The sequence below is a fragment of the Aliarcobacter vitoriensis genome (assembly GCF_003316695.1).
GTDB classification, from domain to species: domain Bacteria; phylum Campylobacterota; class Campylobacteria; order Campylobacterales; family Arcobacteraceae; genus Aliarcobacter; species Aliarcobacter vitoriensis.
Map to the genome: position 1 here is coordinate 22,569 of NZ_PDKB01000021.1, position 16,216 is coordinate 38,784.

The 16,216-nt window shown below is 27.1% G+C and carries 18 protein-coding genes and 3 tRNA genes; 7 read left to right on the forward strand and 14 right to left on the reverse strand.

Going from position 1 to position 16,216, the window contains the following annotated elements; genetic code table 11:
- Positions 1-5: 5 nt before the first annotated feature.
- The 8 genes from CRU91_RS10565 to CRU91_RS10600 are packed head-to-tail and all read right to left on the reverse strand — an operon-like array spanning position 6 to position 5,690.
- Positions 6-248, reverse strand: a complete 243-nt coding sequence (locus CRU91_RS10565) for a twin-arginine translocase TatA/TatE family subunit (protein ID WP_113895192.1) — start codon at positions 246-248, stop codon at positions 6-8.
- Between the two features lie 59 nt (positions 249-307).
- Complete coding sequence (gene crcB, locus CRU91_RS10570; RefSeq protein ID WP_235827001.1) at positions 308-715, reverse strand: fluoride efflux transporter CrcB; 408 nt, start codon at positions 713-715, stop codon at positions 308-310.
- Positions 684-1,370: a lysophospholipid acyltransferase family protein gene (locus CRU91_RS10575; RefSeq protein ID WP_113895193.1), complete on the reverse strand. Its 687-nt coding sequence runs from the start codon at positions 1,368-1,370 to the stop codon at positions 684-686. Before CRU91_RS10575 ends, crcB begins: the two co-directional genes overlap by 32 nt.
- Positions 1,357-2,424, reverse strand: coding sequence for a hypothetical protein (locus CRU91_RS10580; RefSeq protein WP_113895194.1), 1,068 nt, complete (start codon positions 2,422-2,424; stop codon positions 1,357-1,359). The genes CRU91_RS10575 and CRU91_RS10580 overlap by 14 nt, the downstream gene beginning before the upstream one ends.
- A gap of 24 nt (positions 2,425-2,448) precedes the next feature.
- Positions 2,449-3,120 carry a phosphoribosylformylglycinamidine synthase subunit PurQ gene (gene purQ / locus CRU91_RS10585; RefSeq protein ID WP_113895195.1) on the reverse strand — a complete coding sequence of 224 codons (672 nt, stop codon included), beginning with the start codon at positions 3,118-3,120 and terminating at the stop codon, positions 2,449-2,451.
- A 2-nt stretch (positions 3,121-3,122) separates the two neighbouring features.
- Entirely contained in the window at positions 3,123-3,368 is a 246-nt protein-coding gene (gene purS, locus CRU91_RS10590) for a phosphoribosylformylglycinamidine synthase subunit PurS (RefSeq protein WP_113895196.1), read from the reverse strand.
- A gap of 46 nt (positions 3,369-3,414) precedes the next feature.
- Positions 3,415-4,368: a phosphoribosylaminoimidazolesuccinocarboxamide synthase gene (locus tag CRU91_RS10595; protein WP_113895197.1), complete on the reverse strand. Its 954-nt coding sequence runs from the start codon at positions 4,366-4,368 to the stop codon at positions 3,415-3,417.
- Between the two features lie 8 nt (positions 4,369-4,376).
- Positions 4,377-5,690 carry a S41 family peptidase gene (locus CRU91_RS10600; protein WP_113895198.1) on the reverse strand — a complete coding sequence of 438 codons (1,314 nt, stop codon included), beginning with the start codon at positions 5,688-5,690 and terminating at the stop codon, positions 4,377-4,379.
- 113 nt (positions 5,691-5,803) lie between these two features.
- On the opposite strand from CRU91_RS10600, the gene CRU91_RS10605 reads away from it, so the two are divergent.
- Entirely contained in the window at positions 5,804-6,382 is a 579-nt protein-coding gene (locus CRU91_RS10605; RefSeq protein ID WP_113895199.1) for a hypothetical protein, read from the forward strand.
- Between the two features lie 9 nt (positions 6,383-6,391).
- Positions 6,392-7,375 carry a hypothetical protein gene (locus tag CRU91_RS10610; RefSeq protein ID WP_113895200.1) on the forward strand — a complete coding sequence of 328 codons (984 nt, stop codon included), beginning with the start codon at positions 6,392-6,394 and terminating at the stop codon, positions 7,373-7,375.
- A 29-nt stretch (positions 7,376-7,404) separates the two neighbouring features.
- Here CRU91_RS10610 and CRU91_RS10615 read toward each other — a convergent pair whose 3' ends face one another.
- The 6 genes from CRU91_RS10615 to CRU91_RS10640 all read right to left on the reverse strand — a co-directional run bounded on the left by CRU91_RS10615 (position 7,405) and on the right by CRU91_RS10640 (position 9,635).
- A complete protein-coding gene (locus tag CRU91_RS10615; protein WP_113895201.1) occupies positions 7,405-8,403 on the reverse strand; it encodes a tRNA pseudouridine(13) synthase TruD in 999 nt (332 codons plus the stop codon).
- Positions 8,400-8,771, reverse strand: coding sequence for an RNA polymerase-binding protein DksA (gene dksA, locus CRU91_RS10620; RefSeq protein WP_113895202.1), 372 nt, complete (start codon positions 8,769-8,771; stop codon positions 8,400-8,402). The genes CRU91_RS10615 and dksA overlap by 4 nt, the downstream gene beginning before the upstream one ends.
- A gap of 123 nt (positions 8,772-8,894) precedes the next feature.
- A complete protein-coding gene (locus CRU91_RS10625; protein WP_113895203.1) occupies positions 8,895-9,215 on the reverse strand; it encodes a YtxH domain-containing protein in 321 nt (106 codons plus the stop codon).
- Between the two features lie 112 nt (positions 9,216-9,327).
- Positions 9,328-9,403, reverse strand: a tRNA-Cys gene (locus CRU91_RS10630).
- 48 nt (positions 9,404-9,451) lie between these two features.
- Positions 9,452-9,537: transfer RNA gene (locus CRU91_RS10635), tRNA-Ser, on the reverse strand.
- A gap of 11 nt (positions 9,538-9,548) precedes the next feature.
- A tRNA-Leu gene (locus CRU91_RS10640) sits at positions 9,549-9,635 on the reverse strand.
- Between the two features lie 180 nt (positions 9,636-9,815).
- Here CRU91_RS10640 and ilvD point away from each other — a divergent pair.
- The 5 genes from ilvD to CRU91_RS10665 form a co-directional block, all read left to right on the forward strand.
- Complete coding sequence (gene ilvD, locus CRU91_RS10645) at positions 9,816-11,507, forward strand: dihydroxy-acid dehydratase (protein ID WP_113895204.1); 1,692 nt, start codon at positions 9,816-9,818, stop codon at positions 11,505-11,507.
- A gap of 132 nt (positions 11,508-11,639) precedes the next feature.
- On the forward strand, positions 11,640-13,061 hold the full coding sequence (locus CRU91_RS10650) for a Do family serine endopeptidase (RefSeq protein ID WP_113895205.1): 1,422 nt from the start codon (positions 11,640-11,642) through the stop codon (positions 13,059-13,061).
- 12 nt (positions 13,062-13,073) lie between these two features.
- A complete protein-coding gene (locus tag CRU91_RS10655) occupies positions 13,074-13,751 on the forward strand; it encodes a response regulator transcription factor (RefSeq protein ID WP_222718460.1) in 678 nt (225 codons plus the stop codon).
- A complete protein-coding gene (locus CRU91_RS10660) occupies positions 13,748-14,971 on the forward strand; it encodes an ArsS family sensor histidine kinase (RefSeq protein ID WP_113895207.1) in 1,224 nt (407 codons plus the stop codon). Before CRU91_RS10655 ends, CRU91_RS10660 begins: the two co-directional genes overlap by 4 nt.
- Positions 14,972-15,068: 97 nt before the next feature.
- Positions 15,069-16,216: PDC sensor domain-containing protein (locus CRU91_RS10665; RefSeq protein WP_268876317.1), on the forward strand; the 1,148-nt coding region annotated here is incomplete at its 3' end.

The window sequence follows — 16,216 nt, forward strand, 5'->3', positions numbered from 1 at the left end:
TACTCTTATGCTTCTTTTTTTGGTTCTGTTGTAGATTGAGTTGAAGTTGTTTTTGCTTCAGCCTTTTTTTCTACTTCTTCTACTTTTGTAGCTGTAGCAACTTCTTCTTCATCTTCTTTTACAGCTTTTTTAAAGTTTTTTATTCCACTACCTAAACCTTTAGCTAGTTCTGGTATTTTTTTACCACCAAATAAAATTAATACGATTAAAACAATTACCAACAATTGCATTCCACTTGGCATACCCATAAATTATCCTTTTTTTTGATATAACAAATATTATAACTTGATATTGCTTAAAATTTTTTCTATTTGAAGATAATTTGTGCTAATTTAACACCTATTAAAACAGCAAAAATTGAACCAAATAAGTTACTTAAAATATTTAATATTGTAAGGCTAAATGAAGTTTGATATAGTAAATAATTATCTAAAGCAAATGTAGAAAAAGTAGTTAATCCACCTAAAAATCCAGTGATTAAAAGAAATCTTATATTATCTGAAATAATATAAGATTGAAAGTATATATACAAAAAACCAATCATTAATGAACCAATTAAATTCACAACTAGAATTCCTAAAGGAAAATCAGCTGGATAGTATTTTTGCTGAAAAAAAACTGTAAAATATCTTAAAATTGAACCTAAAGCTCCACCAACTCCAACAGCAAGAATTACTTGGTAATTAGGAAACATAGTTTTTATACTCTTTTTCAAACACCTCTTTCATATGTTTTTGAGTATCTTCATACCAAGAAGTATCTTTACTTGCTTGAACTGGTTCTAGGTATACAACTTTTACAACTCCAGGAGAAGCTTCCATTTTTTGTGAATTTATAATATTTCTTGTATTAAACATTACAACTGGTTGAACTTTTAAATTGTATTTATTTCCAACCATTTTAGCTCCAGCTTTAAATTCTCCAATAAAAGTTCCATCACTTCTTGTACCTTCTGGAAACATAGCAATTGGACGACCTTTTTGTAATCTATCTTTTACTTCACCTAAAAGATGAATAAGCCCAGCTTTATTCTCTCTATCTACACTTATCATTTTTGGAGCTTTTATAATATGTCCGAAAAAGAAAAGGTCTGTTATCTCTTTTTTTGCAACCCACGCAATATGCCTACTATGAATATGTTCCATTACAATAATATCTAACATCGATTGATGATTGATGATTATTAAATTACAACTTTCATCTAGTTTCCCCTCTTGTTCTAGTTTTATTCCCAAAAAATACATTTGAACACTCATCCATATTTTTATAACTTTATGAGCATGATTTCTAAATAGATACATAAAAAATACAACAATAGCAACACTTATTGAAAATTGAATAAATACTATTAAGCCTCTAATTTTTCTCAAAACTTTCCTCCTTTATCCAACCAATAAAGCCATTTTCAGTACATAAAACTTTTATAAAATGCTCTTTTTTCTCTAAAATTTCTACTTTCATATCCTTTTCTGCTTTAAAAAAAACAGTTGAATTTTTTGTAGGTAAAATGTATACTAAAGAATCTTGTTTTATTATTCCTTCTTGATGAGGTAAATTATAAATAATAGCAACAATCAATGAAATAAGTGTTAAAACTAATAAAACTTTCCATCTTTTCCATATAAATAAAATTAAAAATAAAACAAAAACAACAATTGCTGCTATTTTTTTATATTTCTCAAAAGTTGAATCATTTGGATTCAAATCAGTTTGTGTACTTACTAATTCATTTTGTAGTATAAGAGGTATTTTTATCTCTTTAAAACTATTTGAATTTGAGTTAAAATATGTAAAAACAAGGTTTTTTTGATAAATAGGAGTTACAAAATAATAAACAAGATTTTCAATATTTTCCCACTCTTTCAAACTCGAAATTCCTTGTTCTTCAATCTCTTTTAGAGAAAAATCAGACAAGTTTGAATTTATCGCATCAATATCTATTATTGTAAGAGCATCATTATTATTGTATTGTCTTGTCTTGTATGCTTTCACAATAACATTCTCAGCAATTATATTTGCATATCTTTCATCACTTTTACCAATATTTGCAAATTTAATATTTGGAATTTCAAGTGTACTAGTATCTATAATATTATTTGCATTTACTAAGCTTATATCAAATGTAGGCAATGAAAATTTAGACGATTTTACTTTAAAATAGTAGCTATTTGTATATGTATCATTTGAAATTGCTTTCCACTTTGAATCAGGATTTAAAATCTCAATATTTGAAGAATTAGAAAAACTTGTTTTCAAGTCAGTAAAATTATTTGTAGTAACTAATGCTTCGATTTTAATTTCAAATTTTTGATTTTTGTGAATATTTGTTGGGACTTTAGTAGATGATAGATATAGATTTTTTGCCCCAAATAAATTTATTGCAAATATAGAAAAAAAAGTTAAAATTAAAAATATCTTTTTCATAATTAATTAAAATAGAGATTCTCCCTATTTTAAAAAACCTCTCAACATATTTACACCATCTGTTGAACCTAAAATATCTTCTATAGCTCGTTCGGGGTGAGGCATAAGTCCAAAAACATTTCTCTCTTTATTACAAATTCCAGCAATATTTGAAACTGAACCATTCATATTTGATAAATTTCCATTTGAATCACAATATTTTAATAGTATTTGGTTGTTTTCTTCTAAATCTTTTAGTCCATTCTCATCTATAAAATAATTTCCGTCATGATGAGCAACAGGTATATTTACAACATCATTTACATTCAATAGCTGTAAAAATGTATTGTTATTGTTTACTACTTTTAAATTATGATGTTTAGAAATAAAGTGTAAAGTATCATTTCTTTTCATAGCTCCTGGTAATAATCCAGCTTCTAATAATATTTGAAAACCATTACAAATACCTAAAACTTTTCCACCATTTTGTGCAAATTTTTTTACATCTTCCATAATATTTGCAAATCTAGCAATAGCACCACTTCTTAAATAATCTCCATAAGAAAATCCACCTGGAACTACAACTAAATCAGTATTCTCTGGAAGTTTTGTTTCTTTATGCCAAATTACATTAACTTCACAACCTAATTTTTCAAAAGCATATTTTGCATCAAATTCACAGTTTGTCCCTGGAAATTGTAGAACTGCTACTTTCATAATTAACCTACTATTTCTATTGTGTAATCTTCAATCACCGTATTTGCTAAAAGTTTTTCACACATTTTTGTAACTTCAATTTTTGCACTATTTTCATCATCTGAATTTAGTTCAATTATTATTTGTTTTCCAACTCTAACATCAGAGATTAAATCTTTAAATCCAAGTGTTCCTAAAGCATGATTTATTGCTTTCCCTTGATCATCTAAAACACCTTTTTTTAAACCTACATTCACTATTGCTTTCATTTTATTATTACCTTTTAAGTTGTTTTTTTGGATTATATCCAATTTTTTATTTGCTTAATCTTTCTAAAATTGTGCTATAACCACTCAAAATTTTATCTTTTATCTCTTTTGGAACATTAACTTCAAGTTTTTCACCAGTTTTCAATGATTTAGCTTGTTCTTTCCAATTACTTGCTTTTCCAAAGTCTCTTAAGATTTGTTTATCCATAGAAGTAAAATTTTCTTCTTCAAAATCTTCTCTTGCTATAAATCTTGAACTTTCTGGAGTTAAAACTTCATCTCCTAAAACCCATTCACCAGCACTATTTACAAAAATCTCAAACTTTGTATCAACTACAACAATACCTCTTTCATAAGCAAAAGTAGTAAAATCTTTAAATAGTTTTTCTAAGCTAGAGATTATTTCAGGAAAAGTATCTTTTACTTTTTGTGAATTTAAAGGAATATCTTTAACTCCTTTTGTAGTAGGTGTAAATAGTGGAGTTTCAAATTTATGCCATTGTTTTAAATTTGAAGGAAGATTTAATCCATAAGGATCTATACCATTTTGACATGCATCTAATAAAGAACCAGTTAGATAATTCCTAAAAATTAATTCAAACTGAACAACCTCATTATCAATGTTTGCTTCCAATGGTTTACAAAGTTCCATCAATTGACATCTTGGATAAACTTTTAAAGCTTTATCAACAGTTTGTGATAATATAGCAGTTCTTATCCCAGATTTTTTAGCAAAATCTGCTCCAAAATTTGAAATTGAAGTTTGGATTATACCTTTTCCTTCTATTTCTAAATTTAAAGGAATATCAAAAACAGAAGTTCTATCACTTCTTACAAGTAGAGTTTTTGCCTCATCACCTGGGCAACTATATAAATCAGCATTCTTACCTATATAAAATAGATTGTAACCAATACTTTCTAGCTCATCTATCCCTTTTTTATTTGTAGTTTTTTTTGATTCTGGCCAAAGACCAAGTTTTTTAATCTCTTCTATTCTCATAAAACTTCCTATTTATTCATTATAATTAAACTTTTTAATATCGCTAATGATGTATTTAATTGATTATCTTCAAGTAAATCTTCTTTTGATATTGTTGTTTTGCTTTCATCTTTTATAGCTTTTTCTTCTTTTTTTAGTGCTTCATCTTTTTTATCAACAACTTTTTCTAGTTCACCTTCAAGATGCTTTTTCAAATCAGCCTCTTTTATTTTTAAAGAGTTATCATCATTTTGTACAACTTTTCCAGCACTTACTATAATATCAGGAGTTACTCCTAATGCTTGAATTGTTCTTCCACTTGGTAAGTAATACTTTGCAATAGTTAATTTTATATTTTCTGTTCTTTCGTTATCTATTGGTAATACTGCTTGAACTGAACCTTTACCAAAAGTTTTTTCTCCAATAACAACTGCTCTTTTGTGATCTTGTAAAGAACCACTAACAATTTCTGAAGCTGAAGCTGAACCTTCATTTACTAGAACAACTAAAGGTAAATCTGTTTTCGTACCAAATTTTGTAGCTTCAAATTTCTCTTCATCTGAAGCATCTCTTCCTTTTTGTGAAACAATCACACCACTTTTTACAAACATATCAACAACACCGATAGCTTGATTTAATAATCCACCAGGATTATTTCTTAAATCTAAAATAATTCCTTTTGCATTTTTATTTTCTTTTATAGCTTTTTCTAGTTCTGTTGAAACTTTTGTATCAAAACTTGAGATTCTGAGGTATAAAATATCTTCATCTTCTATTTTTTTAGCAAAAACAGATTGAACTTTGATAATATCCCTTTGAAGTTTAAACTCTAATGGTTTCAATTCACCTTTTCTTACAACAGTTATCGCTATGTCAGTTTTTGGTTCACCTCTCATCATATTTACAGCTTCGTCTAAAGTCATTCCAATAGTAGAAGTTTCATTTATTTTTAAAATAATATCAAGAGATTTAATACCTGCTTTATATGCTGGAGTATCATCTATTGGAGATATAACAGTTAAAGCTCCATCTCTCATACCTACAGTTATTCCAAGTCCACCAAACTCTCCTTGAGTTTGAATACTCATCTCTTTACTTGCTTTTTTATCTAAATAGCTAGAGTGTGCATCAAGCTCTTGCATCAATCCTTTTAATGTTTTATCAACAATTTCTTGTAATTTTATATCATCAACATAATATTTTTCAACAGTACCTATTACCTTTGTTAATTTTGATAAAGATTCAAATCTTGTTTGTTCATTTTCTTTTGGTTTTGTGTCTTTTGCAAATATATTTTGAGATAGTACAAATGCAATAGTAGAAGCTATTAATAGTTTATTCATCTTATAATAATCCTTAAAATTTATAGGTGGCAATTATACAAAAAAGATTATAAAAGTAATATTTTATTAAAAATTTTGTAATATATCAACTACTTTTCAAAAAGGTTAGAGATATGAGTATAAAAGATGATGTGAATTACATCAAAAATGAATTAAGCAATGAAGAAAAGTTTTTAGAGAGCTTTGTAAAAACTGAGAGATTTTTTAAAAAATACAAAAATATTATTTTTGTTTTAGTTTTAGTGCTTATTATTGGAACTATTGGGTATTTTATAAAAAATGGTGTTGATAAATCTAATTTATATGATGCAAATGTTGCTTTAAATAAATATTTAGAGACTAATGATAAACAAGCTTTGGAAATTTTAAAAGATAAAAATAAAAATCTATATGAAATTGCTCTATATTTAGATGCTAAAAAAGAACAAAAAAACAGTGATATATCATTAAAATATCTTAAAGATATACTTGATTATCAAGTTGCAGTTATAAATTCTAATTCAAATGAATTAGATGTATTATCAAAAAAAAGTGATTTTTTATTAAAAGATTATGCAATTTTTAATAGAGCCTTGATTTTAGTAAATGATCAAAAATATGTAGAAGCAAAAGAGCTATTAGAACAAATATCTAAAGATTCAAGAGCATCTGAGTTAGCAAATCTTTTAAAACACTATTTAGTTACAAAATAAGGAATAAAAATGAAGTCTATTATATTTGCCATTTTTGCAGTTGCTCTTTTTACAGCTTGTTCTGGTAAAAAATATTATGAGCCAGAAGAAACTAGTAATAATATTGAGTTGAATAAAAAATCAATGTCATCTTCTATAAAATCTATGAACAGAGTTGGTGCGACACTAAATGATAATGAAATCATTACAAAACAAGGAGTTTCTCAAATTAAACTTCCAGAAGGTTTTGAATTTATAAATTTTACTGAAAATGGTGAAGTAATTGCTACAAACTATATAGATAAAATTTTAATTGGTGAAAATGAAAGAGTGGTTAGTGATGTTGTTGTTGCTGCTTCAAAGCAAGGTGATAAATTAGCATTATTATATTCTAATAATTCAGTTGAATTAATAGATGAAAGTTCTTCTAAAACTTTATTTAAAGAATATTCAACAATATCATTAGCAAATGATACAAGAATTGCAAATCCAGTTTTTATGGGTAGTTTAGTTTTATTTCCAACTTTAAATGGAAAAGTAATAATTGTATCTTTGGTTACAAATGAAGCAGTAAGAAATGTAGCTGTCGATCCAGACAATGAATTTAATAATGTTATAAATTTAGAAGTAGAAAAAGATAGTGAAACATTGATTATTGCTAGCCCAAATAAGTTGATTTCTGTTTCAGTAAGAGAGATTTCGAGTAAAGATTATGAGTTAAGAGATGTTATTGTAAAAAATGGTTATGTGTATGTAGCAACAGTTGATGGACATATTATAAAACTTAATACGAAATTGGAAGAACTTGCAAAAAGAAAATATAAATATGCAAAATTTCATGCTTTAGCATATAGTGATTCTTTATATGCAGTTGAATCTCAAGGCTTTTTAATAAATATATCTGATGATTTTATGAGTGATACTGTATATGAATTTAGCTTTGATAATGAAAAAAGACTTATTGCAATAGATAATAAAATATATTTTGACTCAGATTATATAACTTTACCTTAGTAATTAATAGAGAGATTAAAATCTTTCTATTAAGATAAATTTCTATTAGCTAAAAATTCTATTAAAACTGTAGCATAAGAACCTTTTGGTAAAACAAAATCTAGGCTACAAATTTTTGTTTCTTTATTGTATTTGCAAGTAATATATTTTGGAAAAACAATAGCTTCTCTTCTATAGCCTTTTTCATATATTTCGCTGTCATCATATTTTTGTTCTATTTTAAGAGCTTTATCTCTTGCTTTAAATACATCTCTTCCAGGTAAAAGACCAGTTGGAGTTATATTTTGTTGTTTAAAATCGCTTAGAATTTTCTCATTTATTGTTTTTGAAGTAAAGTATTTTTGATTTTTTATTTCAAAAAATATATCACCATCTAATAATTTAAAGCCATTTTTATCAAGTTTTAGTCTTTCGACTAACCAAGCATTAAAAAATGAGCTTTGATAAGCTAAGATTAACATTTTTGCAAGTTTTTTATCTTTTATTTTTGATTCACCAAATAATAACTCTTTTGCTTTTAAAAGATTTTCTTTTATCTCTTTTCCAAATCTTTGATAACCAAAATAGTTTGGCATACCATCTTTTGATATAAGTTTAAAAATTTTTTCTATATGAAATAGTTCTTGTAACTCAACTTCATGTAGATTTATCTTAAATCTATTTGCTTCTAAATCACCAATATTTAGTTTTTTATTGTGTAAATAAGTATTTAAGATTTCTATTTTTTTTGATTTAAAATTACTAATTTCTTTTGAGTATTTTTTTGGGATAGTTATATATTGAGTTGTTGTTGCTCGTTTATCTTTTAATCCAGCATAACCTATTTCATTTGAGTAAATACCCAAAAATTTAGATAATCTATCAATTAATTCCCAAGTATCACAATTTCTTTTTTTAACTTTTAGAACCAAAAAATTCCCATGATTTGAGAATTTTATAGGTTCTTCTTCTACTATAAAATCTTCTTCGTTCTGTAAAAATCTAAACTTTAGAGTTTTATCATTTAGTGGATAAACTCTTTTTATCAATATGCTACTCTTTTTAGTTGTTCTTGTTCATAAACAGTTCTACATTCTGTACAAAATTTTGCAAATGGTTTCGCTTTTAGTCTTCCAATAGGAATATTTATTCCACACATGTCACAAATTCCATATGTCCCTGCATTTATTTTTTTTAATGCTTCTTCTATTTGATTTAATTCGTCTAATTGATGATTCGCAATCATTCCTTCAGTAAAAGAATCACTTACAAAATCAGCATAATCAAGTTCATCATTCAAGTCTTGATCTTTTAGTTGGTCTATATTTTCCCTGCTATTTCTAACATTGTTTAAAATAGTCTCTTTTCTATTTAAAAGAGTAATTTTTAATTCATCTATTTGAGTTTTATTTGCCATATTCTCTCCTTATGTAAATTGGAGATTATATCTATTTTTAACAATTAATTAACTTAAAAGTTTATTTATAATATTTTGTAAGAAATGTAAAATCCGTAATTTTACGGATTTACATTTTGAAGATTATTTTTTTTCGTGGTTTAAGTGGTTGTTTACTGCTTCTTTAGCATCTTCAATAGTATCTTTTACTTCTTCTTTAGTTTCATTTATACTATCTTTTGCTTCATCAATTTTTTCTGAAGCTTTATCTTGTAGTTCTTCAGCAGTTTCTTTGATTGAATCTTTTGTTTCTTCAGTAGCTGTTTTAACTTCGTCTTTTACAGCGTCAACAGTTTTTGTAACTTCAGTTTTTGGAGCCTCTGTTTGAGTTTCAGGTTTTTTATCTTCATTACACCCAGTAAATAGTGCTAATGCTACAGTTGTTGCTAATAATACTTTTTTCATTCTAAATCCTTTTTTTAATAAATTTCGGAATATTACCAAAATTACTGTGAAATAATTGTGTATTAAAGAGATTTATTTAAAACTTTTTTGAAATATATAAGAAATTGAGAAGTGGAGGAGCTAGTCGGACTCGAACCAACGCATGTCGGATTTGCAATCCGAGGCATTACCAACTTTGCTATAGCTCCATAAAAGAACAAATATGTTATGATTTGTGTTGATAGATTTAAAAACAACAGAGAGTGAGGGATTCGAACCCTCGGAGGCTTGCACCTCGCCGGTTTTCAAAACCGGTACATTCGACCAACTCTGTCAACTCTCTATAAATAAAAATGGTGCGAATGGTGAGAATCGAACTCACACTCCGAAACCGGAACGGGATTTTAAGTCCCGCGCGTCTACCTATTCCGCCACACTCGCACAAAATTTTAGAACTCAATTTTAAGCTTCTACTTAAAATGGACTGGAATTATAATAGGTTTTTTTTTATTTGTCAAGGGTTTTTTGAAAAAATTTTATAATTTGTAAAAAAATATCATTTTTAATGAAATTTGAAAAGGAATATTTGTATAATCAAGGCATATTTTTATAAGGATAAATATGAGAAGTGATGAGATAAAAAAGGGGTTTGATAGAACTCCACATAGATCGTTATTAAGAGCAACAGGATTAAAAGATGAAGATTTTAATAAACCATTCATTGGTGTTGCTAATTCATTTATAGAGTTAATACCTGGACATTTTTTCTTAGATAAAGTATCAGCTATTATAAAAGATGAAATTAGAAAAAATGGTTGTGTTCCTTTTGAATTTAATACTATTGGGGTTGATGATGGTATTGCGATGGGACATGACGGAATGCTTTTTTCTCTTCCATCAAGAGAATTAATAGCAAATTCTATAGAAACAGTAATGAATGCACATAAACTTGATGCTATGATAGCTATTCCAAATTGCGATAAAATAGTTCCTGGTATGATAATGGGAGCTTTAAGAGTAAATGTTCCAACAGTTTTTGTAAGTGGAGGAGCGATGCAAAAGGGGTATACAAAAGATGGAACACCTATTGATTTAGCAACTGCTTTTGAAGCTGTAGGAAAGTTTGAAACAGGAGATATAACTGAAGAAGAGTTAAAAGATATTGAGTGTAATGCCTGTCCAAGTGGTGGTTCATGTTCTGGAATGTTTACTGCAAATTCTATGAATACTCTTATGGAGGCTATGGGAATAGCATTGCCTGGAAATGGAACAATTTTAGCATTAACTAAGGAAAGAGAAGAGTTATATAGAAAAGCAGCAAAAAGAATTTGTGAAATTGCACTTGATAAAGCTTCAATAGAAAAATTTAAACTACGAAATATTTTAAATGAAAAGGCTGTAAGAAATGCTTTTGCAGTTGATATGGCTATGGGTGGAAGTTCAAATACAGTTTTACATATGTTAGCAATTGCAAAAGAAGCTGGAGTAAATTTTGAATTAAAAGATATAAATGCTATTTCAAAAAGAGTTTCTCATATTGCAAAAATTTCTCCATCTTTAACAACTGTACATATGGAAGATATAAATAAAGCTGGTGGTGTAAGTGCTGTTATGAAAGAGATGACAAAAAGAGGTGATGACATATTGTTAGACAATCTTACGGTTACTGGAGATACTCTTCTTGAAAGAATAAAAGATGCTACTATAAAAGATACAAATATTATTCATACTATTGATAATCCATATTCACAAGTTGGTGGATTGGCTATTTTATATGGAAATTTAGCACTACAGGGAGCAGTTATAAAAACTGCTGGTATTACTGGTGCTAGAACATTAACAGGGAAAGCTGTTTGTTTTAATGGACAAGCTGAAGCTATCAAAGGAATTGTTGGTGGAAAAGTAAAAGCTGGAGATGTTGTTGTAATAAGATATGAAGGACCAAAAGGTGGTCCAGGTATGCAAGAGATGCTTGCTCCTACTTCACTTATTATGGGAATGGGACTTGGGGATAAGGTTGCACTTATAACTGATGGAAGATTTAGTGGAGCTACAAGAGGAGCTAGTATTGGACATGTAAGTCCAGAAGCTGCTGAAGGTGGAATGATAGGATTACTTAAAGATGGAGATGAAATACATATAGATGTTGATAAATATATTTTGTCTGTAAATTTAAGTGATGATGAAATAGAGAATAGAAAAGCAAATTTTAAACCTATTAAAAAACCTATTACATCATCTTGGCTTGGTCAATATAGAAGCCTTGTAACAAATGCAAGTAGTGGAGCTGTATTAAAAACAGATTTATATTAAAATTGAAAGCCTTGATTAAGAAAGGCTTTTAATTTAAGCAAATATTAACTTTGTATTAACCTTATATTGGAAAATAGTTTACATAAAATAGATATTGTTTTGGAATAAAAAACTCATAAAAAAGGACTAAAAGTGAATAAAAAACTTTTATTGATTTTTGTATTAAGTGCAAATTTAATATTTGCTAAGAGTATTGATTTTGAAGAAATGGATAAAAATCCAGAGAGAGTTATTCCAAATTCTACAAATCAAGTGTTGTCTTTTAACAATAGTCTTAAATCTTCAATAAATTCGATTGTAAATATTTCTGCAAAAAGAAATGTAAATACAAATATGAATAATCTTCCTTTACAGATGTTCGATGATCCATTTTTCAAAAGATTTTTTGGAGAGGATCTTACAAATCAGTTTAAACAAAGTAGAGTTCAAAGATCATTAGGCTCAGGAGTGATTGTTACAAAAGATGGATATATAGTTACAAATAATCATGTTATTGAAAATGCAGAAGAGATAACTGTGACTATTGGTGATGATCCAACAGAGTATAGTGCGAAATTAATAGGGAAGGATAGCGATAGTGACATTGCTGTTATTAAAATAGATTCTAGTAAAGCACTTATACCAATAAAACTTGGAGATTCAAATGCTCTTTTGATTGGTGATGTAACTTTTGCAATTGGAAATCCTTTTGGAGTTGGAAATACTGTGACTATGGGTATAATTTCTGCACTAAATAAAAATAAAGTTGGTATAAATAAATACGAAAACTATATTCAAACTGATGCTTCTATAAATCCTGGAAATTCAGGAGGAGCATTGGTAGATAGTCGTGGAGCATTAATAGGAATAAATACTGCAATATTGTCAAGAAGTGGAGGAAATGATGGTATTGGATTTGCAATTCCAGTTGAAATGGTAAAAGATGTTGTAGGGAAACTTGTAAGTGATGGAAAAGTTGTAAGAGGTTATTTAGGTGTTGTAATAGCTGATTTAGATAAAGATTCAAAACAAGTTTATAAAAGAAAAGATGGAGCAATAGTATTAGATATTTCAACTGATACACCAGCTTTTAAATATGGTTTAAAAAGAGGGGATTTAATCTATAAAATCAATGGAAAAGATATAAAAGATAGAACTGCTTTAATGAATGCTATTGCTTCATTTAAACCAAATGATAAGATAAAAGTAGAATTAGAAAGAGATAAAAAAGATATTACTTTAGAGATAGTTTTAGGTGATAGAAGTTCTATTTTAGGAGCAGAAGCAGAGAATCAAACAATTTTAGGTGGATTAAAAGTAAGTTCTATTAATAATGAAGTTATAACGCAATATAGACTACCATTGGATGCAACAGGAATTTTAATAACTTCTGTTGAACCAAAATCAAAAGCTGAAAAATCTGGATTCCAACCAGGCGATGTTATCATTCAAATAGAAGATACTGAAATAAAAAGTTTTTCAAATATTGAAACAGCTTTAAAAAAGTATAATAATGAACATAAAAGAATATATGTAAATAGATATGGACAAACTATAATGTTTGTAATTCAATAAAAAGGATATCCCATTATTAAGATACTTATGATTGAAGATGATTTAGAGTTAGCTCAAATCATCAGTGATTATTTAAAATCATTTGATATAGAAGTTACAACAACAGATAGTCCATATAATGGACTATCTATGTTGAATTTAAGTAAAGATTATCAGCTAATTATTTTAGATTTAACTTTACCAGAAATAGATGGATTAGAGTTAATTCCAAAAATTAGAGAAAAATCTCAAATTCCTATAATTATTAGTTCGGCAAGAGATGATATTTTAGATAAAGTTATGGGATTAGAAAGAGGTGCTGATGATTATCTTCCAAAACCATACAATCCAAGAGAGCTTCAAGCAAGAATAAAAACAATTCTAAAAAGAGTTGATAACCAAAATGAAGCTAAAAAAGATCAATCAGAAAATATTTTTGAAGTAAGAGAGAGCGATATTCAAATATTGTTTAAAGGTGTTTCTCTTGTTTTAACTTTAGCAGAGTATGATATTTTAAAACTACTAATTCAAAGAAATCATGGCGTTGTTTCACGAGAAGATTTTATATATACAAGTGATAATATTGAAGATGATTCATCACTTAAAAATATTGATGTAATTATTTCTAGAATTAGAACAAAGCTAACAAAAATTGATGATAGTAGACAATATATAAAATCAGTTAGAGGTATTGGTTATCAATTAATATGATAAAAAATATCTCTATATCTACTTTTGTAAATATTATATTCTTTTTTGCTTTTTTAGGTATTTTTTTAACATTTGCAACTTTTATTAGTTATGACAAGCAAAGACATGAGTTGAATATACAAAATAGATATGAACTTATTGCTGAAAACTTTTTGATACTTTTTCAAGATCATCCTACTCCTACTAGGTTGGTTGAACTATATAAGAAATTTAGTGTAAAACCAATAGATGATAGAGATAGAAGATTAGAAATTATAAAATATGCCCAAGAACTTACAATTACACAAAATTATTTAGGAACTTATAGGGTTTATAAATATGATGAATCTTATTATATTTATGTACAACAATATGGCTACAATATTATGCTAAGAGATACAAAATCACACAATTATAATATGGCATTTATTGTAGCTGGTTTTATTGTAGCATTATCAACTTTTTTACTTTTATATGAAATTTTAAATCGTAAATTAAGACCTCTAAAAATTTTGAATAGGCAAATTATAGAATTCTCAAATGGAAATAAAGATATAAAATTAAACTATAAAAGTCGTGATGAGGTAGGAACAATAGCAAGAAACTTTAATGAAGCTATAAATATAATAAATAATCAGTCAAAATCAAAAGATTTATTTATGAGAAATATGATGCACGAACTCAAAACACCTATTACGAAAGCTATGTTTATTGCTGAAACTTTGGAAGATGAAAAAGCAAGAGATAATCTTCAAAGGGCATTTAAAAGAATGGATGATATTATCAAAGAACTTGCAACTGTAGAAAAACTAACTTCAAAAAATACGATGATTTATAAAGAAAAAGTAGATTTTTCAACTATTTTTGATAAAACAATTGATTTGATGATGATAAATAATCAAAATGTAGAATCAAGAATTGAAGATTTTAGTTTTGATGTTGATATTTATATGATGTCAATAGCTTTAAAAAACTTAATAGATAATGCAATAAAATTTAGTAAGGATAAAAAAGCAAGTGTGCAAGCAGATAAAAGTTCGATTAAAATTGGTTCTACTGGAGAACCTCTTAAAAATGAACTATCGTTTTATACAGATGCTTTTTACCAAGAAGAAAAACGAAGTAATGGTTTTGGTTTGGGGCTTTATATTGTAAATACTATTGTGAACTTACATAAATTTACTCTTGTTTATGAACATAAAGATGGAAAGAATTACTTTAATATAAATTTAACTAATTAGATAAAATAACTTAATATAGAAATTACTTATATTTTTGAAAATAAAATTTTGTAAAAAAATAGTATAATTATGAATATTCAGATTTAAAGGAAACAATATGAAGAATCTAAATTTTGGTACAAAATTATTGATAATTTTGCTAAGTACAGTTATTTTATCATTAGGGACAATGATATTTTTTACTACTAAGATTCAGTATACTAGTGCGGAAGAACAAGCTAAAAATTATATAAAAGCTACTGTTGAAGCTCATGCAGCTGAACAAAAAGCTATTTTTGATAATACTATAACTGCTGTTGAATCTATGGTAAATAGAATAGAAACTGCTATAAAAACAGATGAACTTATCACAAAAAGTGGAATGGTAGAATTTCAAAAAAATATTTTGAAAAATAATGATTTTTTATTTACTACTTGGATAGGTTTTGAAGATGATTCATATTTATTTAGTAGAAATGATGGAACTGATAAAAATCCATACTATACTCCAAAAGGTGTTTTTCAACCTTTAGTTACAAATAATGGTGGAAAATTTGATGTAGAGTTTTTACCAGAGTTTAACAAAGATGATGTATACATAAAATCTGCTTTGGAAAATAAAAAACTAGGGATAACTGAACCTTACGAATATGAAATGAGTGATGGAAAAAAAGTTTTAATGGCTACAATTTCAGCACCTATTATGGTTGATGATAAAGTTATTGGAGTTGTTGGAGTTGATTTTACTCTTGAATCTATTAATAAAAAAATATCATCAATAACTTTATTTGATACTGGTTACTTAATATTTATAGAACCACATGGTACGATAATCTCTCATGCAGATGGTAAGAGAGTTGGTAAAAACTATGCTGGAACTACGAATGGTGATGTAGATAGAATGAAAATTTTAGAAAATCAAAAAGAGGGAAAACCTTATGAATTTTATTCTATTGCAAAAGCAACTGGTAAAACATCATACTTTTATACACATACTTTTGAATTTGGAAATACAAACGATTACTTTGTATTGATTAGTGCATCTCCTCAATCAGAATATATGGCTAGTGCAAATGAAGTTAGAAACTTTTCTTTGATATTTGCTTTGGTTGTTTTAGGACTTATTATAGCGATAGTTGTATTTAATATGCGAACGTTGAGTAAGAACTTAACAATAATATCAAATGGATTGTTGGGATTTTTTGCATTTTTAAATAAAGAATCAAAAAGTACAACAGAGATAAAAATAGATAGCGAAGATGAATT